This is a genomic window from Rubrivirga halophila, assembly GCF_046845755.1.
Taxonomy (GTDB): domain Bacteria; phylum Bacteroidota; class Rhodothermia; order Rhodothermales; family Rubricoccaceae; genus Rubrivirga.
Map to the genome: position 1 here is coordinate 1,394,439 of NZ_CP177357.1, position 26,148 is coordinate 1,420,586.

Annotated in this window: 16 protein-coding genes; 8 read left to right on the forward strand and 8 right to left on the reverse strand. The window is 70.7% G+C overall.

Annotated features, from left to right (window positions below; translation table 11 throughout):
- Positions 1-315: 315 nt before the first annotated feature.
- From ACLIRP_RS05985 to ACLIRP_RS06005, 5 genes are all read left to right on the forward strand, one after another.
- Positions 316-1,794: a M48 family metalloprotease gene (locus ACLIRP_RS05985; protein ID WP_412063050.1), complete on the forward strand. Its 1,479-nt coding sequence runs from the start codon at positions 316-318 to the stop codon at positions 1,792-1,794.
- Positions 1,795-2,053: 259 nt separating this feature from the next.
- Complete coding sequence (locus ACLIRP_RS05990) at positions 2,054-2,767, forward strand: HupE/UreJ family protein (protein WP_412063051.1); 714 nt, start codon at positions 2,054-2,056, stop codon at positions 2,765-2,767.
- Between the two features lie 4 nt (positions 2,768-2,771).
- A complete protein-coding gene (locus ACLIRP_RS05995; protein ID WP_412063052.1) occupies positions 2,772-3,404 on the forward strand; it encodes a transmembrane anchor protein in 633 nt (210 codons plus the stop codon).
- 35 nt (positions 3,405-3,439) lie between these two features.
- Positions 3,440-5,995: an excinuclease ABC subunit A gene (locus ACLIRP_RS06000; RefSeq protein WP_412063053.1), complete on the forward strand. Its 2,556-nt coding sequence runs from the start codon at positions 3,440-3,442 to the stop codon at positions 5,993-5,995.
- A gap of 108 nt (positions 5,996-6,103) precedes the next feature.
- Positions 6,104-6,376, forward strand: a complete 273-nt coding sequence (locus tag ACLIRP_RS06005; RefSeq protein WP_412063054.1) for a VF530 family DNA-binding protein — start codon at positions 6,104-6,106, stop codon at positions 6,374-6,376.
- 7 nt (positions 6,377-6,383) lie between these two features.
- Here the strand turns inward: ACLIRP_RS06005 and ACLIRP_RS06010 are convergent, their stop codons facing one another.
- Positions 6,384-8,831: a protein kinase domain-containing protein gene (locus tag ACLIRP_RS06010; RefSeq protein WP_412063055.1), complete on the reverse strand. Its 2,448-nt coding sequence runs from the start codon at positions 8,829-8,831 to the stop codon at positions 6,384-6,386.
- Positions 8,832-9,189: 358 nt separating this feature from the next.
- Between ACLIRP_RS06010 and ACLIRP_RS06015 the strand changes: the two genes are divergently transcribed.
- The 3 genes from ACLIRP_RS06015 (at position 9,190) to ACLIRP_RS06025 (ending at position 15,732) form a co-directional block, all read left to right on the forward strand.
- Positions 9,190-10,773 (forward strand): sugar porter family MFS transporter, encoded by a 1,584-nt coding sequence (locus ACLIRP_RS06015; protein WP_412063056.1) that lies wholly within the window; start codon positions 9,190-9,192, stop codon positions 10,771-10,773.
- 98 nt (positions 10,774-10,871) lie between these two features.
- On the forward strand, positions 10,872-12,230 hold the full coding sequence (locus tag ACLIRP_RS06020) for a glycoside hydrolase family 2 TIM barrel-domain containing protein (protein ID WP_412063057.1): 1,359 nt from the start codon (positions 10,872-10,874) through the stop codon (positions 12,228-12,230).
- Positions 12,231-12,264: 34 nt separating this feature from the next.
- Positions 12,265-15,732 (forward strand): hypothetical protein, encoded by a 3,468-nt coding sequence (locus ACLIRP_RS06025; RefSeq protein ID WP_412063058.1) that lies wholly within the window; start codon positions 12,265-12,267, stop codon positions 15,730-15,732.
- Positions 15,733-15,768: 36 nt separating this feature from the next.
- Here the strand turns inward: ACLIRP_RS06025 and ACLIRP_RS06030 are convergent, their stop codons facing one another.
- The 7 genes from ACLIRP_RS06030 to ACLIRP_RS06060 form a co-directional block, all read right to left on the reverse strand.
- The gene (locus tag ACLIRP_RS06030; RefSeq protein ID WP_412063059.1) at positions 15,769-16,611 is read right to left on the reverse strand and encodes a family 16 glycosylhydrolase; all 843 of its coding nucleotides are present in this window, start codon (positions 16,609-16,611) and stop codon (positions 15,769-15,771) included.
- A gap of 13 nt (positions 16,612-16,624) precedes the next feature.
- The gene (locus tag ACLIRP_RS06035) at positions 16,625-18,022 is read right to left on the reverse strand and encodes a glycoside hydrolase family 2 TIM barrel-domain containing protein (protein ID WP_412063060.1); all 1,398 of its coding nucleotides are present in this window, start codon (positions 18,020-18,022) and stop codon (positions 16,625-16,627) included.
- Positions 18,023-18,240: 218 nt separating this feature from the next.
- On the reverse strand, positions 18,241-19,521 hold the full coding sequence (locus ACLIRP_RS06040) for a hypothetical protein (RefSeq protein WP_412063061.1): 1,281 nt from the start codon (positions 19,519-19,521) through the stop codon (positions 18,241-18,243).
- Positions 19,522-19,600: 79 nt separating this feature from the next.
- Positions 19,601-20,617 carry a hypothetical protein gene (locus tag ACLIRP_RS06045; RefSeq protein ID WP_412063062.1) on the reverse strand — a complete coding sequence of 339 codons (1,017 nt, stop codon included), beginning with the start codon at positions 20,615-20,617 and terminating at the stop codon, positions 19,601-19,603.
- 11 nt (positions 20,618-20,628) lie between these two features.
- Positions 20,629-22,425, reverse strand: coding sequence for a hypothetical protein (locus ACLIRP_RS06050; RefSeq protein ID WP_412063063.1), 1,797 nt, complete (start codon positions 22,423-22,425; stop codon positions 20,629-20,631).
- An 11-nt stretch (positions 22,426-22,436) separates the two neighbouring features.
- On the reverse strand, positions 22,437-24,512 hold the full coding sequence (locus ACLIRP_RS06055; RefSeq protein WP_412063064.1) for a hypothetical protein: 2,076 nt from the start codon (positions 24,510-24,512) through the stop codon (positions 22,437-22,439).
- Between the two features lie 134 nt (positions 24,513-24,646).
- Positions 24,647-26,131, reverse strand: coding sequence for a T9SS type A sorting domain-containing protein (locus ACLIRP_RS06060; protein ID WP_412063065.1), 1,485 nt, complete (start codon positions 26,129-26,131; stop codon positions 24,647-24,649).
- Between the last annotated feature and the right edge of the window lie 17 nt (positions 26,132-26,148).

A 26,148-nucleotide genomic window follows, 5' to 3' on the forward strand; every position in this document is an offset into this window, starting at 1 on the left:
ATCTCCGCTATGAACGAGTTCGATACCAGTCCACTCAGGGGCACAGAGAGCCCTCGTAAGCCGCTGGCTTGCAAGGGCTCTCTCATGTCATGGCTCCACATGGGTGCGACACCCCTCTGGCCCTCAGCCTCAGATCGTGGAGGCCAGGGTGCCCCTCGCCGCCGTCGTGGGTAGCATCGTCACCCAGGTCGTCGCCGCCCGGGCTCGTCGCCGGGCCTCCGGGCGGCGCCGGCCGCTCATGCCGATGAAGGCCTATGAAGCCTCCCATGTCTCTGCGCCTAGTCTAAGGGCCCCCCTTCCTTCGCCATGTATCGTATGCCGTCCCGCCGCGTCCGTCTCGCCGTCTACCTCGCCGCGCTGGTCGTCGCCGGCGGGTGCGATACGTCACAGAGCCTGATCTCGGGCAACCAGCGGCTCTATGCCTACTCCTGGACCGAGGAGGTCGCGCTGGGGCAGGAGGCCGACCCCGAGATCTCGGAGGAGATGGGGATCTACGATGACCCCGCCCTCACGGCCTACGTCGCGCGTGTGGGCGCCATCGTCCTGGCCGAGAGCCACGTCCGCAGGCCCGACTCGCCGCCGGAGGTCCGGGCGACACCGTTCACGTTCCGCGTGCTAGACAGTCCTGACATCAACGCGTTCGCCCTGCCCGGCGGCTACGTCTACGTCACGCGGGGGCTCCTGGCGCATCTCGGCAGCGAGGCCGAGCTGGCCGTCGTCCTCGGCCACGAGGTCGGGCACATCGCGGGGCGGCACGCCTCGCAGCGGATGCTCGAGGCCGGGCTGGTGATGGTGGGCGCGGCCGGGGCCGGGCTCGTGGCCGAACTCATCAAGGAGGACGCCGGCCAGTACGTGATGGCGGCCGGCATGCTCGGGGGCAACCTGTTCCTGATGGGCCACAGCCGGGGGCACGAGTCGGAGTCGGACCGTCTGGGCGTCGAGTACGCGGCGAAGGCCGGGTACCGTGCGGCCGACGGGGCCGGCCCGTTCGCCACCTTCCGCCGGCTCCGCGAGCGCGACGGCGGCCTGCCCACATTCCTCTCGACGCACCCCGACCCGGGCCAGCGCGAGGAGACCATCCGCCAGCTGGCGGCCGAGTGGGCGGCCCGGGGCGTCCGCCAGGACCGGGACGGGGCCGCGGACTTCCTCGCCATGATCGACGGCGTGGTGCTCGGGCCCGACCCGCGCCAAGGTTACGTCGAGGACGGCGTCTACGTGCTCCCGCCGGCCGCGCTCCGCTTCGAGGCGCCCGCGGGCTGGACCGAGGTCCTGGCCCCGCGCCAGGTCGCGTTCGCCCTCGAGGGCGGCCAGGCCATGCTCCAGTTCAAGCGCCGCGCCGAGACGACGGCGCGCGCGGCCGTCGCCCAGATGCTGACCGACCACGGCATGACGGCCGAGGACCATGGGGCCGCCTCGGTTGGCGGCCGCGTGGGCTACGTCGCGACGGCGCGCCTAGGCGAGACCGACGACGCCTTGCGCGCCCGGATCTGGGCCGTCGAGCGGCCCGACGGCGTCTGGGCCTTCCTCGGGGCCGCGGCCCCGTCCGAGTTCGCCCGGCACGACGACGTCTTCGACCGGGCCGCGCGCACGCTCACGACGGCCTCGCGCGCCGAGGTCGACGTCGAGCCGGCCCGGCTCCGCGTCGTCCGCGCCGACCGCTCCGGCCCGTTCCGCACGTTCCTGCCCGCGACGCTTCCCGAGGGCCTGACCGACAGCGACCTCGCGATCCTCAACGGCGTCGACCTCGACGAGGTCGTGGTCTCCGGTCGGGCGCTCAAGCTGCCCCGGCCGTGACCGGTCGCCGGTACAGGTCGGCCGCGCGGTGCCACGGGCCGTGCCGGTACGTCCGGGTAGAGCGGGGAGGGGCTGTCCACTGTGGGCCTTCGGGGCCGTTCTGGCAAGCGACGCGCACGATTCAGGGTCGTGTGTTCTTGCAGGCGTGCGAATTAGATTCAAGTCTCGGGCACCCGGAGGGCCGTCAAGAGCGATCTCGGCGGCCCTCTTGTCGTTTCGCGCCGAGCCTTCCGATCCCGGCCCCCCTCCGCCCGGCCCCATGACGCTCCGCCAGCGGCTCGCGCCGTTCCTCTTGTCGCCCTGGTTCGCGCCCGCGCTCGCGGTGCTCCTAGTCCCAGGTGAGGCGTTCGCGCACGGCGTCCCCGAGGGCGACGCGGGGTACATCCAGGCCACCTCCGGCGTGCTGCCCGGCCCGTTCGCGTACCTCGGCGCCAAGCACATGGTCACCGGCTACGACCACCTGCTCTTCCTGCTGGGCATCATCTTCTTCCTGTACCGGCGGAAGGACATCGCCCTCTACGTCTCGCTGTTCGCCGTCGGCCACTCCATCACGCTCATCGCGGGCGTGCTGACGGGCGTCAGCGTGAGCGCCTACCTCATCGACGCCATCATCGGGCTCTCGGTCGCCTACAAGGCGCTCGACAACCTGGGCGCGTTCCGGTCGTGGTTCGGCGTCCAGCCCGACGCCCGCGCGGCCACCCTCATCTTCGGCCTGTTTCACGGGCTGGGGCTGGCGACCAAGATCTTGGAGTTCGACGTGGCGCCGGACGGCCTGTTCGCCAACCTCGTCGCCTTCAACGTCGGCGTCGAGATCGGCCAGCTCCTCGCGCTGGGCGCCATCCTGATTGCGATGAGCGCGTGGCGCCGCACGGCCAGCTTTTCCCGCCACGCCTACGCCGCCAACGTCGCGCTGATGAGCGCCGGGTTCGTGCTGGCGGGCTACCAACTCGCCGGCTACGTCGTCTACTCCTGAGTCCATGTCCAACATCACCCCGTCCGGCGCCGAGCTCCCGACGCCCCGCGCGCTCGTCCGCTCCACGCTCCTGGCGCTCGCCGTCGCCGCCGTCGTCCTGGTCGGCTTCATCCTGCCCGCCGAGTATGGCGTCGACCCGACGGGCATCGGCGGCGTGTTCGGCCTGACCGAGATGGGTCGGATCAAGGTCCAGCTCGCGCAGGAAGCGGCGGCCGAGGACGCCGCGCTGCTGGCGGCCGGGTCCGGGGCCACGCCCGCCGTCGCCGCGGCCGACTCCACCGCCGGGGCGCCCGACGTGCCCACCGAGCAGGTCACCCTCATCCCGCTCGCGCCTGGCGAGGGCAAGGAGGTGAAGCTGGAGATGGACGAGGGCGGGCAGGCGGTCTACGCGTGGTCGACCGACCGGGGTGTCGTCAACTACGACACGCACGCCGATGGCCCGGGCGACCCGGCAAACGGCGTCGCGCCGATCTCGTACCACGGCTACGGCAAGGGCACAGCGGTCGCGGGGGACGAGGGCGTGCTGGTGGCCGCGTTCGACGGCAAGCACGGGTGGTTCTGGCGCAACCGGACGCGCGAGACGTTGACGGTCACGCTGCGCACGAGCGGCGACGTTCAGGGCATCGTCGGCCCGTGACGCGGGCCGAGCCTCGCCACGCCGACCCCGCCTGTATGCCGTCCCGTTCTGAGTTTTCCGGCTTCGTGACCGTGCGCGGCGCGCGCGAGCACAACCTCAAGGACCTTTCGGTCGAGGTGCCGCGCGACGCCCTCGTCGTATTTACCGGCGTCTCCGGCTCGGGCAAGTCGTCGCTGGCGTTCGGGACGTTGTACGCCGAGGCCCAGCGGCGGTATCTGGAATCGGTCTCGCCGTACGCGCGGCGCCTGTTCCACCAGATCGGCGCGCCCGACGTGGATGCCATCGAGGGCCTGCCCCCGGCCGTCGCCCTGCAGCAACAGCGCGGCGCCCCGACGGCCCGATCGTCAGTCGGCAGCGTGACGACGCTGTCGAGCCTGGTCCGGATGCTGTACTCCCGCGCGGGGACGTACCCGCCGGGCCAGGGCATCGTCTACGCCGAGGGGTTTTCGCCCAACACGCCCGAGGGCGCCTGCCCGGAGTGCCAGGGGCAGGGCCGCGTCTACACCGTGACGGAGGCCTCACTCGTGCCGGACCCGTCGCTCACGATCCGCGAGCGGGCCGTCGCCGCGTGGCCCCAGGCCTGGGGCGGCCACAACCAGCGCGACATCCTGGTGACGCGCGGCGTCGACATCGACGTCCCGTGGCGGGAGCTGCCGCAAGCGACGCGCGACTGGATCCTGTTCACGGACGAGCAGCCGGTCGAGGGCGTCTACCGCGACCGCACGCCCCAAGAGACGCGGCAAGCGATCGCGGACGGGGTCCAGCCCAACTACCGCGGCACGTTCACGAGCGCGCGGCGGCACGTCCTGCACACGGTCTCGAAGTCCAAGAGCGCGGCCATGAAGCGGCGGGCGCTGAGCTTCATGGTGTCGGAGCCGTGCCCGACGTGCGGGGGCAAGCGCTTGCGGTCCGAGGCGCTCGCGGTCACCTTCGCCGGGCGCGACATCACCGAGCTCTCGCGCCTGCCGATGGTCGAGGTCGCCGACCTCCTGCGCCCCTACGCCGACGGCGAGGAGGCGGGGCACGCCGACGTCGAGCAGCACCATCCCGAGCAGGCGCTCGCGCCCCAGCGGCTGGCCCACGACCTCGTCGCCCGCCTCGACGTGCTGCTGGCCCTCGGGCTGGGCTACCTCCAACTCGACCGCTCGACGCCCACGCTGTCGCCCGGCGAGCTCCAGCGCTTGCGGCTGGCGACCCAGCTCTACTCGAACCTGTTCGGCGTCGTTTACGTGCTCGACGAGCCGTCGGCCGGCCTGCACCCCGCCGACACCGAAGCGCTGATCGCGGCCCTGGACAGCCTGAAGGCGGCGGGCAACTCGCTGTTCGTGATCGAACACAACCTCGACATCGTCCGCCGCGCCGACTGGATCGTCGACGTGGGCCCGGACGCCGGGGAGCACGGCGGCGAGATCTTGTACAGCGGGCCGCCGGACGGGCTGCGGGAGGTGGCGGCCTCGAAGACCGCCGCGTATCTCTTCGAGTCGGCTCCCCGCGAGCCGCACGCGCCGCGCACGCCGTCCGGGTGGATCGAACTGGGCGGCGTGACGCGCCACAATCTCGACGACCTCACGGTCCGTTTCCCCCTCGGGGTGATGACGAGCGTGACCGGCGTCTCCGGTTCGGGCAAGTCGACACTCGTAAGCCAGGTGCTCGCCGAGACGCTGGCGGCGCACCTCGGGCAGAGTCCCGAGCCGGCGGAGGAGCCGGACGAGCCGGACCAGGAAGGCGAGATGGACGACGACCCGGCGCCGGCGCTCGCGGCGCGGCTCGGCGGCGACGTCGACGCGCTGTCCCGGCTCGTCATGGTCGACCAGAAGCCGATCGGGCGGACGCCCCGGAGCAACCTCGCGACGTACACGGGCCTGTTCGACCGCGTCCGCAAGCTCTTTGCCGAGACGCCGCTCGCGCGCGAGCGCCACTACAAGCCCGGGCGGTTCTCGTTCAACGTCAAGGGCGGGCGGTGCGCGCACTGCCAGGGCGAGGGCTGGGTGACCGTCGAGCTGCTGTTCCTGCCGAGCGTCTACGCGCCGTGCCCGGTCTGCCACGGCGCGCGGTACAACGCCGAGACCCTGGAGGTCCGCTACCGCGGCCTCTCGATCGCCGACGTGCTGGGCCTGACCGTCGACGCCGCCTGGGACTTTTTCCGCGACGACGCTGGGGTCTACCGCAGCCTCGACACCCTGCGCGAGGTCGGCCTGGGCTACCTCCGCCTGGGGCAGCCCGCGACCGAGCTCTCGGGCGGCGAGGCCCAGCGCGTCAAGCTGGCGACCGAGCTCCAGCGCGCCGGCCGCGGCAAGACGCTCTACCTCTTGGACGAGCCCACGACAGGCCTGCACCCCGCCGACGTGGACCGCCTGACCGGCCACCTCGCGCGCCTGGTCGACGCCGGCCACACCGTGATCGCCGTCGAGCACGACCTGCAGCTGGTCGTCGGCAGCGACTGGACCATAGACGTGGGGCCCGGCGCGGGCGACGACGGGGGACGGGTGGTTGCCGAGGGCACGCCTGCCGAGGTCGCCCAGGCGACGGGCAGCCGGACCGCGCCGTATCTGGCCGACGCGCTCGGCCGCATGCGTCTCGAGAATGCGTAGTCCCGAGAGGATCTCCGTGTGACCTCCCTACGGTGTCATCCCGAGCGAGCGACGCGAGTCGAGGGATCTCAGCCGAGCAACGCCCCATTCGTCGTTTCAGAACTTCTAATGCCCAAAACACAGCCCCGCAACCCGCTCCACGGCGTCACGCTCAAGCACATCGTGACGAGCCTCGTCGAGCACTTCGGCTGGGACGCGCTCGGCCAGGAGGTCCGCATCCGATGCTTCACGGACAACCCGAGCCTGAACTCCAGCCTGAAGTTCCTGCGCAAGACGCCGTGGGCGCGCGAGCAGGTCGAGAGCCTCTACCTCTACATGCTCCGCGAGCAGGCCCGCGTCAAGCGGGCGGGCGCCGGCGGCGGAGCCCCACGTGCTCGCTGAGGCGCGCTCACGCCGATTCCAAAAACCGGCGCCAGCGCGCGTGGAGGGCGGGCTGGCTGGCGGCCAGGTCGCGGAGCACGGCGCGGACGTCGGGGTCGTGGTCGCGGAGGGCGGCCCAGTCCGGGTTGGCGGTTAGCCAGGGGGCGTTGTGGTTGCCCAGGTAGACGGCCTTCCGCAGCCAGTGCAGCGCCGACGGGGCGTCGCCGACGACGGCGAAGTACGTCGCCACGCGGTACGCCATCTCGGGGTCGGCGGCCGAGATCGCCAGCACCTCGTCGGTCATGAGCGCCGCCCCACCGTCCGGGTCGCCGGTCTTAAACCGGGCGATCGCGAGCGTGGGGTGCGCCAGCCGGAGCGCGGGGTCGTCGGCGACGACGGCTTCCAAGCAGCCCAGGCCCCAGTGCGGATCGCCGTGTCGGAGGTGCCACACGGCGTCGGTCGTGCGGAGCAGGGTGTGCCCGGGCGCGATCGACAGGCCGCGCTCGACCTCGCGCCGCGCCGCGCCCGCGTCCTGGCGGTACAGGTGGACCCGGGCGCGCAGGTTGTAGATCCGCGGCCCGAAGCCCGGCGCCAGCCGGAGCGCCGCGCCCAGTTCGCGGAGCGCCTCGTCGAGCAGGCCGTCGAGCTGGAGGACGACGCCCGCGCCGAGCCGGACCTCGGCGTCGTCGCCCGCCGTGCGCATCAGAAACTGCACATCCTGGCGCCCGCGCTCCTTCTCGCCGCGCCACAGCAGCGTGTAAGCCTGGTACAGCTTGGCCTCGATGTTCTTGGGGTCGAGCGCCAGCCCACGCTCGAGGTGCCGCTGGGCGGCCAGCAGGTGCCCGACGCCGCCGTAGCCCGACCGCACGAACCGCGTCAGCGCCACGCCGAGCGCCGCGTGCGCGGGGGCAAAGTCGGGGGCCGCCTCGGCGACGCGCTCCAGCGCCCCGATGGCGTCGGCGAGGTCGCCCCGCCCGCTCGCGCGCGTTGCGGCCGTGTCGAGAAGGGACCGTGCGGCCAGAAAATCCTCCGCCAGTTCCGGGTCGACACCGTGGTCGACGGCCGCCGGCCGGTTTTCGGGGACCGGCGCGATCGGCAGGGCGCCCTCGGTTTGAACCGCCCGGTACACGGCGTCGCCGAGCAGGCGCTGGGCCTCGACGAGGTCGCCCGTCGCCACGGTCTCTGTGCCGCCCGCCACGACGGCGTCGTCGGCGACGGCCACGAGCCGCCACGCCAGCGCCACGCTCGCGTCCCCGACCGTCACCGTGCCCGTGAGCACGAACGCCGCCGCCAGCTGGCGCCCGGCCTGGACGGGGTCGGCGGCGGGGGTGGCCGATGACCGGACCGCTCGCGGCGGGCGGACGAGGAGCGACGGCGCCTGCGCGAGCCGGGTGGCGACGGCGTCGGCGAGCGCAAACCCGACGTACGTCGGCGCGGGCGGGTCGCCGACGCCCTCGAAGGGCAGGACCGCGACGGCGTTCGGCGGGGCCGGCGCCGTGCGGGCGGGCAGCAGGCGCCCCGCAATTGCCGACAGCAGGCCCCCGCGTGCCGCTTGCGCCTCGGCCGGCGGAGCGGGCACGGGGACGGTCCCCGCGTCGAGTCGGTCCGCCTTGGCGTGGTCGGGGTCGAGGGTCCGGGCGGCGGTGCGGAGCGCGTCGCGGACCTCGCTGGCGTAGCGCGTCCGGTCCTCAGGCTGGCGCACCAGCGCGCCTCGGATGACAGCGGCGAACGCGGGGGACAGGCCGGGCCGGACGGCGGCCGGGTCGGGCGCCGTGCCCGACTGGATCGTCGCGCTAAGGCGGCCCTGGTCCACGCCGGGCGCCCAGAACGGGTGTTGGCCCGTTGCCATCTGGAACAGCATCACGCCGAGCGCCCACACGTCGCTCTGCTCGGTGCTCCGCCGCGTCGCAAACTGCTCGGGCGCCATGTAGGCCGTCGTGCCAAAGCGGGACGAGGCGGGTCTGTCGGAGGCGCGAGGGGGGAGGGTGGCCGGCGGGTCGGCGTCGGGCGAGGCCCACCGGGCGAGCCCGAAGTCGAGCACCTTCGCCAGCCCCTCGTCGGTCACCATCACGTTCGAGGGCTTGAGGTCGCGGTGGAGCACGCCGCGCCGGTGCGCCGCCGCCAGCCCGTCGGCGATCTGGACGCCCAGCGACAGCGCGAGCGGCTCGCTCAGCGCGCCGGCGGCGAGGAGGGCCTGCAGCGTCCGCCCGGGGACGTACTGCATCACGAGGTACGCCTGCCCGTCGACCTCGCCGGCCTCGTAGACCGCGCACACGTTCGGGTGGTCGACGGCCGACGCGAGGCGGGCCTCGTCGAGGAGTCCGCCGGCGCCCTCGGTGTGGAGCACCTTGACCACGACCGTCCGCCGCAGGTCCGTGTCGAAGGCGCGGTACACGACGCCCCACGCGCCCTGGCCGAGCCGCTCCTCGATGCGGTATTGGCGGATGGCGTCGGGGAGCGGGGGCGGGGCGGGCATGGGCGCGAGCAGGGGAGAGGCCTGACCCCGTCCGCGGCCGGAGGTTTCCGCTGGACTCGTCGGAAGCGGTTCTCTTCGGGTGGCGACCTGACCCCTTCGACCCGGCGGCCTGTTCCGCCGCTGCTCGCTTTCACACCATGAGCAGGTCACGGAGCGTCGTCGTTGTCGACCCCGCGGTCGCGGCTCGGGGCCGCTCAGGCCTGCACGCCCCTGGACCCGCTTGCGGGGGGACGCGGGCGGCGGCTATCATGGCCGGGCGTGAAAGCCTTTTCATGACACCGTCGGTCATCGCCTTCTCGCGCCCTCGGGTGGCCTCGCGGCGGGGCGTATGCCGCCCTTTCCCTAGACTCTACGGCCCATGGCGAACCGCCTCTATGTCGTCCGCACGGCGCTCATCGTCGCCCTCGGCGGCTTTCTCATGGGGTTCGACGCCTCGGTCATCTCCGGCGTCGTCAAGTTTATCGAGCCCGAGTTCGGGTTGAGCAAGCTGGAACTCGGCTGGTCGGTCAGCTCGCTGACGCTCACGGCGACCCTCGCGATGATGCTCTCGGGCCCACTCAGCGACCGCTTCGGTCGCAAGCGGATCCTGGTGGCCGCCTCGATCCTGTACGCCATCTCGGCGGTCGCGTCGGCCCTCGCGCCGTCGTTCGCCGTCCTGGTGGTCGCCCGGATGATCGGCGGGCTCGGGGTCGGGGCCTCGCTGATCGTCGCGCCGATGTACATCGCCGAGATCGCCCCGCCGGCGATGCGCGGGCAGATGGTGTCGTTCAACCAGCTCAACATCGTCCTGGGCATCACCGTCGCCTTTTTTACGAACTACCTCATCTTGCAGTTTGCCCAGTCCGACGCGGGGTGGGCCGTCGCGCTCGGCTTCGAGCCGTGGACGTGGCGCTGGATGCTCGGCCTCGAGACGCTGCCGGCCATCCTGTACTTTGTCGGCCTGTTCTTCGTGCCCAACAGCCCGCGGTGGCTGGTGATGCAGGGCCGCGAGCAGGAGGCGTTGCCCATCATGCAGATGGCCGTCGGGAACGTGGCCGCCGTCCAGGAGCTCTCCGAGATCCAGCAGAGCACGGTCCAGGCCCAGGACACGGCGAAGGGCTCGATCCGCGACCTGTTTACCCCGGCCATGCGGCTCGTCATCACGATCGGCGTCGTGGTCGGTGTGCTCCAGCAGATCACGGGCATCAACTCGGTCTTTTTCTACGCCCCAACGATCTTTGAGCAGTCGGGCATCGGGACCGACGCGTCGTTCGTGCAGGCCGTGCTGGTGGGGCTGATCAACGTCGTGTTTACGCTCGCGGCGATCGCCCTCATCGACCGGATCGGCCGCAAGCCGCTCCTGGGCATCGGGCTCGTCGGGATTACGGTCGCGATGTTCGTCCTGGCCTACGGGTTCGGGCAGGCGACGTACACCCTGGGCCCGGACGCCGGGGCAGTCGTCGTTGAGCAGCCGGGCGCGCTCGACGCGATGATCGGCCAGACCTACGACAGCGACGTCGCCTTCAAGACGGCGCTCCAGGGCGCGATCGGGACGGACGCCGCGACGGTCTACGAGTCGCAGCTGATCTCCGAGGCCATCTCGATGAACCCAACGCTGATCCTGTTCGGGATCCTGGCCTTCGTGGCGTCCTTTGCCATCTCGCTGGGGCCCGTGATGTGGGTGCTGTTTTCCGAGATGTTCCCCAACCGGATTCGCGGGATCGCGATCTCGTTCGTGGGACTCATCAACTCGGCGGTGAGCTTCGGCGTCCAGCTCGTCTTCCCGTGGGAGCTCGCCACGATTGGGAGCTCGGCCACCTTCCTGATCTACGGCGTCTTCGCCGCGGCCGGCCTCGTGTTCGTCCTGCTGGTGGTCCCTGAGACCAAGGGCAAGTCGCTCGAAGAGCTCGAGGCCCAGCTGGTCCGCACGCCCGGCGCGACGCTCGCGGCGCCGCCGCTGTAGCAAGAGACCAGAGGCCTAGAGCGGGAGCGCGCCCTGAGCGCACCCGCGTCGCTTCGCCTGCCACCGCTCGTCTTCTCGCGCCAGCCCGCCCCCGACTGATGCCCCGACTCTTCTACACTCGTATCGGCGCTTCTCTAGGCGCCCTCGCCATCCTCGCCGGGTGCGCCTCCGGCCCCGCCGGCCTTGCCACCCCCCGTCTCGAGGCGGATGGGCCCGCGACGGTCCGGGTCGTCGACGACAACGGCGCCTACTCGCTGACCGTCGACGCCAAGCCGTTTTACATCAAGGGCGCGGGGCTAGAGTTCGGCGACATCGCGGCGCTTGCGGCGCACGGCGCCAACTCGTTCCGGACGTGGCGCACCGACAACGGCCAACAAACCGGCCGGGAGGTGCTCGACGAAGCGCACGCCAACGGGCTCATGGTGACGATGGGTCTGGAGATCGCGCGCGAGCGGGCCGGCGAAGGGCGGGGCGTCTTCGGGTTCGACTACGACGACGAGGCGGCCGTCGCCGCGCAGCTCGAGCGCGTCCGCGCCGAGGTGATCCGGTACAAAGACCACCCGGCGCTGCTGATCTGGGGGATCGGCAACGAGCTCAACCTGGGCGCTGAGAACCCGGCCGTTTGGGACGCCGTCAACGAGATCTCCGAGATGATCCACGAGGTCGACCCCCACCACCCCACGACGACGATGCTCGCGGGGATCAGCCCGGCGCTGGTCGACGAGATCACGGCGCGCGCGCCGGACCTCGACCTGCTCAGCATTCAGATGTACGCCGACATCGAGAACCTCCCGCAACGGGTCGCCGACGCCGGGTGGACCGGCCCCTACATGGTGACCGAGTGGGGTGCGACGGGCCACTGGGAGGTCCCGACCACGGCGTGGGACGCGCCCATCGAGAACAACAGCTCGGTCAAGGCCGACCTCTACCGCGCCCGCTACCAGACCGCCATCGCTTCCGACACGACCCAGATCTTGGGCTCGTACGTGTTCCTGTGGGGCCAGAAGCAGGAGCGCACCCCGACGTGGTACGGCATGTTCTTGCCGACCGGCGAGGAAACCGAAACGGTCGGCGTGATGGAGGCGCTGTGGACTGGGGCCGAGCCCGCCAACCGGGCGCCGCGATTGGACGCGATGACGCTCGACGGCCGGTTCGCCACGGACGGCATCCGGCTGGCGCCGGGCGCGGTCGTCCCAGCCGTCGTGGGCTCGACCGACCCCGACGGTGACCCGCTCCGGTACGTCGGGGAGGTCCGTCGCGAGGCGACGGTCCTGAGCGAGGGCGGCGACGACGAGCCCGAACCGGAGGCCCTCCCGGACCTGGTGGCGCCCGGCGACGCGGCCCGGACGTCGCTCACCGCTCCCGCCGAGGCCGGCGCGTACCGCCTCTTCGTAACCGTCTACGACGGGCGCGGCCACGCCGCCCACGCCAACATCCCGTTCTATGTCGGAGACTAGCCGGAGCCCTGACACAGCGACGAGGCACAGAAACGTGAAGCAGGGCACGCCGACCGTCATGGTCGGAGACACCCCGCTGCACGCGGCCGGGGCCGACCCCGCCGGCTCGTTCGCCGAGATCGACGGCCAGCCCGCGTACCGGATCGATGGGGTCGATCGGATGGCCCCCTTTTTCGTCACCGTCGTCAGCGCGTCTGACCACTGGCTGTTCGCGTCGAGCACGGGCCCGCTGTCGGCCGGGCGCGGCACGCCCGACCGCGCCCTGTTCCCGTACGAGACAGTCGACCGCATCCACGACGCGCGCGACACGACTGGCGGGAAGACGCTGCTCCTCGTCGAGCAGCCCGACGGGCTGGCGCTGTGGGAGCCGTTTTCGGACCGCCACGCCGGCGCCTACGCCATCCGTCGGTCGCTCTCGAAAACGCTTCGCGGCGACGTCCTCCAGTTCGAGGAGGTCAACGACGACCTCGGGCTGGCGGTGACCGTGACGTGGTCGACGAGCCGCCGGTTCGGGTTCGTCCGGCGCACTCGGGTCGTCAACGACGGGCCCAGGGCGGCCGCGGTCCGAGTCCTCGACGGCGTTCAGAACGTGATGCCGTACGGCGTCAGCCGCGACCTCCAGGCAACCCGGAGCGTGCTCGCCGATGCCTACAAAAAGGCCGAGCGCGTGCCCGGCACGTCGCTCGGGCTGATGACGCTGAGCGCCATCCCCGTCGACCGCGCCGAGCCCAGCGAGGCGCTCCAGGCGACGACCGTCTGGTCGGCCGGCCTCGAGCCCGACGCGATCCTGCTCTCGGCGAGGCAACTCGATCGCTTCCGCGCGGGGCTCGCGGTCGATTCGGAGGACGTCGTCAAGGCCGAGCGCGGGGCGTACTTCGTCTCGGCGGAGCTCTCCCTCGCGGCAGGTGACTCGAAGGACTGGGACCTCGTGCTCGACATCGAGCAGGACACGGCGGATGTGGTCGGGCTCGTGGACCAACTCGCCGACCCCGCTGCGCTCCGCGGGGCCGTCGTTCGCGACGTCGCCGAGGGCAGCGATTGGCTGGGCCGCCTGGTCGCCGGCGCCGACGGCGAGCAGCAGACGGCCGAGGCCATGACGACGGCGCGCCACCGTATGAACGTGCTGTACAACATCATGCGCGGCGGCGTCTTCGACGAGGGCTACAGCGTCGTCCGCGACGAGGTCCGGGCGTTCGTCGCCCACCGCAACGCGCCCGTCGCCGCGGCGCACGCCGACTGGTTCGACGGGTTGCCCCCACGGCTCACGGTCCAGGCGCTCCGCGAGGGCGCCCGCGAGCAGGGCCCGCACCTTGAGCGACTCTGCGCAGCGTATCTGCCGCTCAGCTTTAGCCGCCGCCACGGCGACCCGAGCCGCCCCTGGAACCACTTCTCGATCGACTTGCGCGACGACGACGGACAGATCCGGCGCGGTTACGAGGGCAACTGGCGCGACATCTTTCAGAACTGGGAGGCGCTCGGCCGCTCGTACCCCGGCTACCTCGAGGCCTTTATCGCGACGTTCGTCAACGCCTCGACAGCCGACGGTTACAACCCGTACCGGATCACGGCGGAGGGCATCGACTGGGAGCGGAGCGAGCCCGACGACCCGTGGTCGTACATCGGCTACTGGGGCGACCACCAGCTGATCTACCTGCTCCGGCTGCTCGTGATGTCGGGCGCGCACCACCCGGGCCGGCTCCCGGCGCTGCTGTCGCGGCGTGTGTTCAGCTACGCGAACGTCCCGTATCGGATCAAGCCCTACGCCGACCTCCTCCGCGACCCGCACGACACGGTCGTCTACGACGACGCCCTAGAAGCGACCATCGAAACGCGCGTCCAAGCGGTCGGCGCCGACGGCAAGCTGGTCTGGGACGCGGACGGCGACGTGCTGCACGTGACGCTCGCCGAAAAGCTGCTCATCCCGGTGCTCGCAAAGCTGACCAACGTTGTCCCCGAGGGCGGCGTCTGGATGAACACCCAGCGGCCCGAGTGGAACGACGCCAACAACGCGCTCGTCGGCTACGGCGTCTCGATGGTGACGCTGTTCGCGCTCCGCCGGTTTTTGGACGTGCTCCGTGACGTCCTCAACGACGCGCCTGAGGTGGACGCGGTGCTATCCGTCGAGGTCGCCGACCTGCTCGACGCCGTCGGGTCCGCGCTCGAGACGCACGCGGACCTGGCCGACCGGTCGTTGAGCGACGCCGAGCGCAAAACGGTCGTCGACGCGCTCGGCCACGCGGGGTCCGAGTACCGCGAGCAGCTCTACGCCGACGGCCTGTCGGGCGAGACGCGCGCGGTCCCGTACGCGCAGGTGCTCGCGCTGATCGATCGGGCCGTCGCCATGGCGGACCACACGATCGCCGTCAACCGCCGCGACGACGGGCTGTACCACGCGTACAACCTGATGGCGTCGTCCGACGACGGGATTGCGGTCGGCCACCTCTACGCGATGTTGGAAGGGCAGGTCGCCGCGCTCGACGCGGGCGTGCTCACGCCCCAGGCAGCGATCGACGTGCTCCGCGCCTTGCGCGCGAGCACCATCTACCGGCCCGACCAGCACAGCTACCGCCTGTACCCGGACCGCCGCCTGCCCAACTTCCTCGAGAAGAACACCGTCCCTACCGGCGACGTGGCGGCGTCGCCGTTGCTGACGGCCCTGCTCGACGCCGGCGACACCTCCGTCGTCCGCCGCGATGTGCGGGGCGGCGTCCACTTTGCCGGGACGTTCAGCAATGGCCGCGACGTCCGCGCTGCGCTGGGCGCGCTGCCGGTTTCCTACGCCATCGCTGTCCGAGACGAGGGCGACGCTGTCGTGGCGCTGTTCGGTCGCGTGTTCGACCACCGCTCGTACACCGGCCGCTCGGGCACCTTTTTCGGATACGAGGGGCTCGGCAGCATTTACTGGCACATGGTCTCGAAGCTGGCGCTTGCCACCCAGGAGACGTTCTTCCGAGCCCTTGCGCATCACGCCGACCACGCCGTCCTCGACGGGCTGGCCGACGCCTACTACGACGTCCGCGCGGGCCTCGGGGTCGCCAAGGCGCCGGCCGAGTTCGGGGCCTTCCCGACCGACGCGTACTCGCACACGCCGGGCCACGCCGGCGCCAAGCAACCCGGCATGACCGGCCAGGTCAAGGAGGACATCCTGTGCCGCTGGGGCGAGCTCGGCGTGCTCATTGAGGGCGGCCGGATCGCGTTCCGACCGGCCCTCTTACGTGCCTCGGAGTTTTTGACGTCCCCCGCCGAGTTCGACTACGTCGACGTGTCGGGCGCGGCCCGGACGATCCAGCTGGCGGCCGGATCCCTCGCGTTCACGTACTGCCAGGTCCCCGTCGTCTACCGGGTATCCGACACGCCGTCGCTCCGCGTAATCGCCGCAGGCGGCGCGACGACCGAGGTCGACGTGATGGCGCTGCCGGCGGACGTGAGCGACCAGATCTTCCGCCGGACGGGCGCGGTCGAGCGCATCGACGTCGGCCTCCAGCCGGGCCGCGAGGCGTAATGGGAGGGACGTCGCAGGGCACGCCGCCTCAGTGGCTCAGCCCTCCCGCTCGTACACGCGGACGTAGTCGACCTGCATCGTCTGAGGGAAGACCGTCGACTCGTCGGGCGAGCCGGGGAGGTTGCCGCCGACGGCCACATTTAGCAGAAGGTGGAACGGGTGGTCGAACGGAGCAGCCGGGTCGTCGCTGCCCGTCGTGAACCAGTCGTCGGAGGTCTGGGTCTGGAACAGCACGTTGTTGACGTACCACCGGATCTCACCCTCCTCCCACTCGATGGCGAACACGAAAAAGTCGTCGGCGAAGGTGCCCGCGGCGAGCCTGAACTCGTCGCCCGAGAACACGTTGTCCGGGAAGGGGCCCCCGTAGTGGAGCGTGCCGAAGACCTCGCTCGGCCGGCTCCCGATGTTTTCCATGATGTCGATCTCGCCGCTCGCGGCCCAGCCGCCATACGTGTCGTCGCTGAAGAACATCCAGATGGCGGGCCACAAGCCCTGGCCCGTCGGGAGCTTGGCGCGGATCTCGTAGCGCCCGTACGTCCAGTCGCCCTTGCCCTCGGTGTTCATCCGGGTCGACGTGTAGGTCCCGTCCGCCCCCTCGCGCGCGGTGATGGTCAGAACGCCGTCCCCGACCGTGTGGTTGTCGGGCGTGTAGACCTGGAGCTCGTTGTTGCCCCAGCCGCAGAGGTCCGGGCAGCCGTCGCCGAGCTGCAACGTCCACTTGGTGTCGTCGAGCGCGGCGCCGTCGAACTCGTCGGCCCAGACGAGCGCCCAGCCGGCGGGCGTCGCGAGCGGGTCGGGGATCGTCTGGTCGACGGAGTTGTCGCAGCCGGCGAGCCCGAGGGCCACGAGCAGGACGGTGCGAGACAGGAGGGACGGCATGGGGGAGCGGTGGCTACTGGGCCGGGCGGCCGACGTGGAACGGGAGGTTGGCCGTCGCCACGTTCCCGTTGCCGTCGTAGGCGTAGAGGAACATGCGGTACGGGCCCTCTCGGCTCGGGGCGCGGATCGCGAGCGTGCCCGCCTCCTGGCGGAGGGGGCGGAAGGGCATGGCGTCCGGCCGCGCCTCGGCGTCGCCGCCGGCGCGGATGTCGGTGCTCTCGGGGAGCAGCTCCCACACGTAGCGCAACGCGTCGCCGTCGGGGTCGATGACGGTCGCGTCGAACGTGATCTCGGCGCGGGCGTCGACGAAGACGCTCGCGAAGCGGTCCTGGCCGTTCGCTGTGATGGTCTCCAGGCGCGGGGCCCGGTTGTCGGGCCACGTGCCGGTCCACAGGTGTTGGAGCTCGTCCATCACCTCGGTCTCGAAGCCGCCCGGCGTGAAGACGCCGTACCACGTCGGCGTGGTCTCCTGCTTGTCGCCCCACAGGAAGACGTACGAGCCGATGGCGTGCGTCGTGTCGGCGGCGATCCCGCGCTCGTAGCGGAACCGGTACATCTCGGCCTTTTCGCGGCTGGTCTGCTCGACAGGCACGCCCCACGCCGTTTTGGGAACTTCCCAGTGGCCGTCCGGCCCCCACTCCGCGATCACGTACGGACCGTCCCAGCCCGCGCGGCGCAGGTTGACGCCGACGTCCGAGCCCTGGTAGCCCCAGTCCCGGAACTGCCGCGTCCCGCCGACGAGCTCGCCGTAGGTGTTGACGCCGTACACGTCGATGGCCGGCGCGCGCTCCTTGATGAGCTGGACCTCGGCCACGTCGAGCCCGGCGGTCACGTGCATGACCGGGTGGTTGGGGTCCTCGCGGTGGATCATCTCGGCGATGTCGCCCAGCGCGTCCCAGACCTTGAAGTTGGAGTAGAAGAGGTCGTTCTCGTTGCCCACGCCCCACATCAGGATCGCGGGGTGGTCCTTGTACGTGCGGACGACCTCGGTAAACCGCGCGAGCTGTGCGGCGACGGCACGGCCATCGTTGTAGTCGAACCCCTGCCGCTCGGTCCCGGCCCACAGCCCGAAGGTGACCGAGAGCCCGAGCTCGTGCGCCCGGTCGAGCACGGCGATAGCGTCGCCAGCGCCCCACGTCCGGATCGAGTTGGCGCCGTAGGCGGCGGCGCGGTCGAGGTAGGTGTGGCCGCCGACGCCGCGGATGTAGTACGGCTCGCCGCCGCGGTACATCGTCCAGCTCCCGTCGTCGCCCTGGCGGAGCTCGACGGGGATCGCGCCCTCGGTGCGGAGGTCGCTCGTGATCACGCCCGAGCTGCCCGGGCGGTCGACGACGGCACGGTCCACAGTTTGGGCGCGCGCCGGGCCAACGGCAACCAGCGCGACGAGGAGCGGGAGGGCGAGGACTCTCATGGCGTCGGAAGGGAGGGGGCGGTCGAGCAACGGGGAGGTGGGAAGCAAACCCTGATCACGCTCGTCATCCTGAGCAGAGCGAAGGATCTCAACGCGAGGCCGGATGGCCGGCAGGACCGGAGTCGAGGGCATGATTCGCGGGCGTCTGGATCCTTGGCTGCGCCGTCACGTCGCGGTCGCTGTCGCTCAGGATGACCATGGGTGGGCTCGCGCTGGATCTAGCGGACAGAAACGAGTCGGAGGTTGTCGATAAATACCTCGCCGCTCTCGTCGAAGTAGAACACGAGCTGCTTGAGGGAGCCGAGGTCAGCGCCGTCGCCGAACTGCGCGGCGTCCCCGACCGTCGCCGGCGCCGCCGCCAGCTCGCGGCCGCCGCCGCGGAGCTCGGTGAACGGGATGGTTACCGTCTGCCACTCGGTCGAGAACCCGCCCCCGGCGACGAAGCGGCCGTCCAAGATGATCTGCGAGGTCTGGCGCGCGTAGTCCTCCAGCGCGACGCGGATCGGGAGCCGCGAGGCCGTGCCCGACGCGAGCCGGACGTCGAACCGAACCGCGGCCGTCGAGGCGATCGAGGTGGCGTCGACCGGGTACCACTTGTCCCAGCTCACGCCCATCGCGGCCTCGTAGCACGTGTCCGGCGCGAGGTCCCACCGAATGTGGAGAGCCGACGTGCCCTGGGTCGCGTCCGCCTCGGTGATCGCAATCGACTGGCAGGCGTCGGTGACGAGCCCCCAGCCGTTGTCGTTGATGAAGGCGTCGCCGAAGAGTTGGATGGGCAGCGCCGTCGGGTCCGGGCGGGGCGCCTCGACGAGCCACGGCTCCTGGGGCGGCGCGTCGTAGTAGATGAGCTCGATGTCGTCGACGTAGATGCTCCCCGACTGCTGGAGCTCGAACATGAGCTGCTTCACGTTCGTCGCGTCGAGGCTCTCGATGTCGAGGTCGAAGTCCTTGAGGGGGACCGTCACCGTCTGCCACTCTTCGTCGATAAAGGTCCGCTCGAAGTACTTGTTGTCGGTGTACGCGAAGCCCATCCCGCCCGAGTAGTCCTCCAGCGTGAGCACGATTGGCAGGCCGAACATCCGGCCCTCCTTGGCCCGGACGCGCATCTGGACGGCGGCGTACGGCAGCACCTCGGACAGGTCCTTGCCGGCCCAGCCGTCCCACCCAAACCCGAGCCCGGCCCAGGTGCACCCCTCGGCGTCCCGGCTCCACGTCACCTCGACCGCCCGGTTGCCCGAGTACACGACGTCTTCGGTCAAACGGCCCTGGGTGCAGCCGATCTCTTCCTCGAACCAGATCGTGTCGTCATTCTGGTCCGCGAAGATCATCGGCTCGACGGCGAGCGACAGCTTGCGCGGGCGCTCGGGGACCGGCGCCTGCTCGACGCCCGAGTACAGCGAGACCTGTTGGAACTCGACGCACCCCGGCAACGCGACACCGGCCACGGCCAGCAGCACGCTGAGGCGGAAGAGGGAGCGGGAGTAGAGTCGGTCGGCCATGGGTCGGGCGGGAAATCAAACCGGAGTCGAACCGGGGCCGACGGGGGCGCCCCAGCGTCTGCGCCTCAGCGAGCGGGGACTACAGCTCCAACGGGCCGCCGGCGGTGAATGTGATGTAGTCGATGCCGTACTGCGCGGCGATCTGCGGGGTCGGCTGGCTGTTGCTGTCCGAGATGAGGAGCACGCGGACGGCGACGATCTGGCTGGCCTGCGTCGCGGTCAGGCCGATCTCGCTGAGTGGCTTGCTAAAGGCCCGCCAGCCCTCCCAATCCGGCACGATGTCTCCATAGGGAAAGACCGTGTCCTGGCCGTCCTGGAACGTTCCGTTGCCGTTGGCATCCGCGATCAGCTGCACGACGATGATCGTGTGCGGCGTGTTGAAGCTGTACAGGAACATGTTGAAATAGAGGTCCTCGGGCACCGTCGTCGGGACGCCGAAGTAGCCGGCCCCCGTCACGCCGGGCGGGCGGATGTCGATGAGGCCGACGAAAAAGTTGCGGACCACGTCGTCGACGCCGCGCAGGAGGTAGAACCCGTCGCCCTGGCCTGGCGGCACTTCGGTGCTGATCCCAGAGCTCGGCGCGAACTCGAACTCGAAGTTGCCGACCGTGATGCGGTCGTTGCCCTCGAACGCAGCGACCACGGAGCCGGGGTACGACTTGGGTGTGAGCACCTCGACCGTCGTGCGCGACGTGTCGGCCGCCGCCTCACTCGGGATGATGAGCGCCACGTCGACGAGCTCGTCTTTGAAGAGGGGGAGCTCGGTCGTGCCGCCGGTCCACGTGGCGTTGTCGGCTGTGACCTCGGTCGAGAACCCCTCGATCCGCTTGATGGCCCCGCTGCGCTGGCCGGTGAGCTCCAGGACCCACTCGACCTGTTTGTTGAACGTGGCCGTGAACGCGACGACGTCGCCGGCCGCAAAGTCGACCGTCGGCTGGCTGGCCTCCAAGGGGTCGAGGAGCGTGAACTCGCCGAACCGGTCGATCAGGTTGGGGCCATCAAAGTCGGTGACGTGGTCGCAGCCTGCGGCCACCAAGCCGAGCGCGAGCACGAGACCGGCCGCGCGGATCCGCCGAGGGGAGAGGGGGGAGGGCATTGGCACGCGGGCTAAAAGGTCATGCTGTACAGCGCGAACACCTGGCCGAGACGGTAGTCGTCATCGGGCGAGGCGTCGGCGCCATAGGAAAACTGCTGGACCTGGACAGTGAGGTACACGTCGTCTTTGAACCGGTACCGCAGCCCCGCGCCGACCAGCGACTCGCGGTCGTCGGTGACGAACGGGCCGGGAAAGTCGCGGACGTCGTTGAAGTCGGCGAGCACGGGGACAAAGTCGCGTCCAGACGACGAGCGGGTCTTGGACCCCAGCAACACGTCGAGCCGGTCGTAGACCTCGACGGCGAGGCCGAGCTCGACCAGCAGCGACGTGAGGTTGACCTCGACGATCGGGTCGCCGCCGCGCGACGTGGACTCGTACTGCAGGCCGAGCGTGGCCGCGAGCAGGCGCGAGCTGCCGACAAGCGATGCCAGCGGCACGTCGGCCTCGCCGCGGATGAGGACGAAGTCTTTGAGCTCGTCGGTGCCCTGGCCCCGGATTTCGGTGAGCAAGGCGATCTCGAGGCCTGCATCGAGAGGGCCCTCGGCGGGCGCGTACGTGCTCGCGAGGTGGACGCCCCGGCGGTTCGGCGTGGCCCGGCCGTAGGGCAGCACGTTCCCGTAGCGCGGGTCGTATGCCATTAGTTGGTTGGCGACGCGCGAGGTGTACAGGCCCTGGTCTCGCGTCAAGTCGAACAGGCTGACCGCCCGGAACTGGCGGTTGCTGCCGACGCGGTTGAACGACCTCAGCGACCGCGTGTAGTCGACGCGTTTGCTCTGGGCGGCGGCGCTGTAGAAGTCGGGGCCGACGTCGACGAACCTGGCCGAGACGCCGATTCCGGAAGTGGCCAGGGACACCGCGAGCCCGGCCTCGAAAAAGGTGTCGTCGTCTTCGACGAGCGGGTCGACCTCCGGCGCCGGCTGGCCGTCGTCGGGGTCGGGCACGCGCTCGGTCAGCTCGACGTGTGACCACCCGCCCTCGCCCATCGCCTGGAGAGTCAGGCCGTCGCGGTCGAGCAGGGTCACGTCGGCGTCGATGGTCCAAACGCGGTTGCGGATGCCGCGCGTGGCGTCGCCTGACTCGAGGTCGTCCCAGGTCGAGGCGAGGTTCACGCCGACGGTCGCGCGGCTGCCGACGTCGCCCAGCACGGGCGTCGCGGCCGCGAGCCGGCCGCCGCCGATGAGCCGCGTTGGCGTCGTGCGGAAGTCTGTCGCGCGGAGCCGGGCCAGGAAGACCTCGGCGTCGAGCGTCTCGAGAACCTGGTCGAAGGCCAGGCCAAAGTCGACCGTGCCACCCTGGAAGCGGCGCTCGTCGAGGCCCGTGTAGAACTCCTCGTAGTCGATGACCTCGCGCTGCGACCGGAACAGCTCGGGCTCGTTGACGGTGCCGTCGCGCTCGGGGAGGTGGACGGTAAACGGCGTCAGTCGGTAGTTGTAGTCGCCGAGGCGGTAGCGGACGCGGTCGGCAATGATGCCGCGCGCCCAGAGCTCGCGGATTTCGACCGTCGAGCCGGCCCCGAAGAAGCCGCCGAACTCGTTCCGCAACCGGATCACGCCTTGCACCTCGGTAACGGCATTCGGCTGGGCGGCCACGGCGAGGTCGAGCACGAAGTTGCCGTCGGTCAGCCGGTCGACCGTCAGCGTGTCGTTGTCGATGACGTTGCCGCCCAGGTCGGTCTGCTGGATGTAGCTCCGGCCCAGGCCGTTAAAGCGGATGCCCGGGCCGGGCGGCTCGGGCTCGCCCTGTGCGGCGGCGGAAGGACCGAGCGCCAGCACCACGAGGAGCAGGCCTGGGCGGAAAAGGGATCGCATGCCGTGGGCGGTTAGAGAAAAATCTTGAGCTCAACCGTCGTCTCCTGGCCCGAATACGTGTCGACGGCGAAGCTCCGGTCCTCAAAGTCCATCCACCGGTGACGGACAAAGAGGCCGGTGTTCCGGGCGAGTGTCCAGTCGAACCCGATGCCGACGCCAGTCCCGATCTGGTCGCGTGGGAGGCCGCTCGTCGCGTCGACCTCGGTAAAGCGCCCACCGCGGGCGTTCTCCAGGCCGAGGTAGCCCGTCAGCAGAAAGCCCTCGAACAGCTCGACGTAGGCGTCGAGCTCGTGGTACTGGACGAACAGGTAGGTGTCGTCGTCGCGGGGGACGGCCTGGAGCGAGCGGTTCGCCGAGCCGAAGCTGGCGAGGTAGAACAGGTACGCCGGGCGGTCAAGCACGCGGGCGCGGAGCTTGCCCTGGAGGTCGACGGCGTGGAAGTACTTGCGCGTCGTCGCCAGCCCGGTGACCGGGTCGACGTCGGTCGTCGGGACGCGCTCGAAGACGCCGCGGAAGAACGAGTACTGGCGGTCGAGCGGGCCGAACTGCGTCGCGCACGTGGCCTCGGCCGGGAACGGGTTGTAGATCCGCGAGACCGCGAGCCCGTTGACGCGGTGGATGTACGACAGCGTCGACGTCGTTGGCGCGAGCTCGTGGGAGACGCCCCAGCCGACGGCGAGCCGCGCAGGACCACGCTCCCACGCCGTATTCAAGTTGACGCCGCGCCGGTTGTGCGCAAGCTGGTTGACCTGCGTGAGGTGCCCGCCCGACGAGCCCTGCCCGGCGACGACCTCGCACCGCGGGTCAGCTTGGATCTGCGGATGGTTGCTCGTCGCGATCTCACCGTTCTCGTTGAAAAAGTGCCGGCCGACCTGGTAGACCTGGACGTCGAGCGGGAGGCGCGTCGTCGAGGCCGTCGTTTTGGCGCGGACCATGAGCGCCTCGCCCCACTTCGAGTCGTACGTCGGGCTCTCGAACTTGCTCGCGCCCAGCTCCCCGCTCAGGTTGACGCCAAAGTGCGTCACGTCGAACGATGCCGTGTGGACCTGGTACTCGCGCCGGGCCGAGGTCAGGCTGTCGAGCGTGCGGAAGCTATAGATCGAGTTGACGGCCAAGAGGTCGTCGCCGAAGGCGCGCTGCAGGCGGCCGCCGGTGATGTAGCTGGGGAGCGCGCGGCTGTCGCCCGCGAACCCGTCGTAGGTCGGCACGTCGCCCGCCTGGCCGTCGAGGGCGACCGTCTCGGCCGGGTCGGTGAGCGCGTTCGGCAAGCCGCCGTTCGGCTGCGTTTTGCCGACGAAGGCGTCGAAGCCGATGCCGCCCGGCAGCTCGCGGCCGTCCAGAATCAAGCCCTGGAAGGCCTGGTAGTTCCACCGCGCGTCGCCGGGGTTGGCCTGCCCGGTCTCGAAGTAGCTGTCGTACTTGGTGGCCCCGGTGACGCCCTCCCACGGGGTCCGGTCGAAGATCGAGAACCGGTCGAGCACCTGGTACACGCCGATCGTGAACGGGCTCAGGTTGTACCAGTGGATGCCGCCTGTGCGGACCCCGTAGGTGCCGGCGTCCGTCCGGAAGGTCCCGTAGAAGTTGACGCCGAGGTTCAGGTTGATCGTGTTGTTCTCGTCCTCGGTCCCTTCGTAGGGCGTGTACACAAACAGCTCCGAGCCAAAGCTTGACCGCCCGTTCGGCCGCCCGAGCACGGTCAGCGACAGCATCGGCTCGCGGTACCCGTCGCCGACGCCGTACGCGCGCTCGAACGGCGCGAGGTTGGGATACGGCTCCGTGATGTTGCGGCCGTAGAGGAACAGCCGGTAGTACCCGAAGACGGTCAGCGGGAGGGGTGCTTTTCGGACGTCCTCTGTCGTATCGGCCACCGCGGTCGGCGCGTCGCGAATCAACAACGCGACCCCCGTCGTGCCCCCGGCCGGCCCGTCCGGCGCGAACGCCAGCGAGTCGACGGGGGGCGGGACGGAGGCCGCGAGGGAGTCACCCGCGATTGGGATGCCGTCAAGCCCGATGGTCGGAACCCACGCGTCTTGCGCGGACGCGGACGCGGTCCACGCCAGCACGACGACGAAGGCGAGCCCCCGCACCCAGCCGAGAGCACGGTCGAGCCGTCGAGATCCATCGCAGGGTGCCGGGATCGTCATGACAGGGTAGACAGAGTGCCGGCGCCGAGGGCGGCCGGGGCGGGGTGCCCCGCCCGGCCGCCGGCTCGGAAGGACGGCTAGCGAATGACCGTCAGCCGCGTGGAGGCCACGCCGGCCGAGGTCCGGACGCGGACAACGTAGACGCCCGGCGTCAGCGCGCCCGTCGGGACGCTCAAGCGCACGGCGCCGGCGGTCTGCGCGCCCTGGGCGATCGTCGCTACGCGGCGGCCGAGCAGGTCGTAGACCTCGACCGACACGTCGGAGGTCAAGGCCAGCTCGAACGTCAGCGAGGCCGACCCGGCGGTCGGGTTCGGAAACGCAACCGGAGCCGCGGCAAAGGTCGAGGGCAGCGCCTCGTTGGCGACGACGGCCTCTGAGGCGAAGCCGATCTCATCGATGGCGAAGGTGAACTCGGGGCCCTGGATCCCGCCGAACACGGCGACGATCTGGAGGAGCTTCGTGTAGTCGAACCCGCCGGTCCCGCCGGCGTTGACGTCGGCGAACGCGTAGATCGGGAGCTCGACGGTCACGTAGTCCGAGCCGAGCGGGACGTCGAAGAACGCCTTGTACTCGTCCTCGGTGGCCGGGTCGTGCGCGCCGTCGCCGTCCTCGTCCTCCTGGAGCGCGATCTCGAGCTTGAGCGGGAGGTTGGCGGCCTGGACCGTCGTCGGGCGGAACGAGAACGTGAGGAACTCGGCGCCGCTGACGTCGGTGACGCCCTCGGGGCCCGGGATGACGACCCCGGCGAACCCGCCGCCGTCGCCGGGGTTGATCCCGACCGAGAGGCCGGCCGCGTCGGCGCCGTCGGCCCCGGCCGTCGTCCCGACGCCGATCCCGATCCCGGCGGCACCGCCGGAGAAGAACCCGATGTCCGAGACGTCGCCGTCGTCGAAGGAGTCGAACGCGGTGCTCGGGCCGATGCCGCGCGTGCTGGTCTCGGTGAACGTGATCTCGTCGATGGCGAAGGTGAACTCGGGGCCCTGGATCCCGCCGAACACGGCGACGATCTGGAGGAGCTTCGTGTAGTCGAACCCGCCGGTCCCGCCGGCGTTGACGTCGGCGAACGCGTAGATCGGGAGCTCGACGGTCACGTAGTCCGAGCCGAGCGGGACGTCGAAGAACGCCTTGTACTCGTCCTCGGTGGCCGGGTCGTGCGCGCCGTCGCCGTCCTCGTCCTCCTGGAGCGCGATCTCGAGCTTGAGCGGGAGGTTGGCGGCCTGGACCGTCGTCGGGCGGAACGAGAACGTGAGGAACTCGGCGCCGCTGACGTCGGTGACGCCCTCGGGGCCCGGGATGACGACCCCGGCGAACCCGCCGCCGTCGCCGGGGTTGATCCCGACCGAGAGGCCGGCCGCGTCGGCGCCGTCGGCCCCGGCCGTCGTCCCGACGCCGATCCCGATCCCGGCGGCACCGCCGGAGAAGAACCCGATGTCCGAGACGTCGCCGTCGTCGAAGGAGTCGAAGACCACGTCCTGCGCCAGGGCGGCGGGGGCAACGAGGGATGCCGCCACCACCAGAAGCGCGGTGGAGCGGGAGAGAATGGAGAGTAGCAGTCGGGGCATGGCGGCGTGGCGTGGTG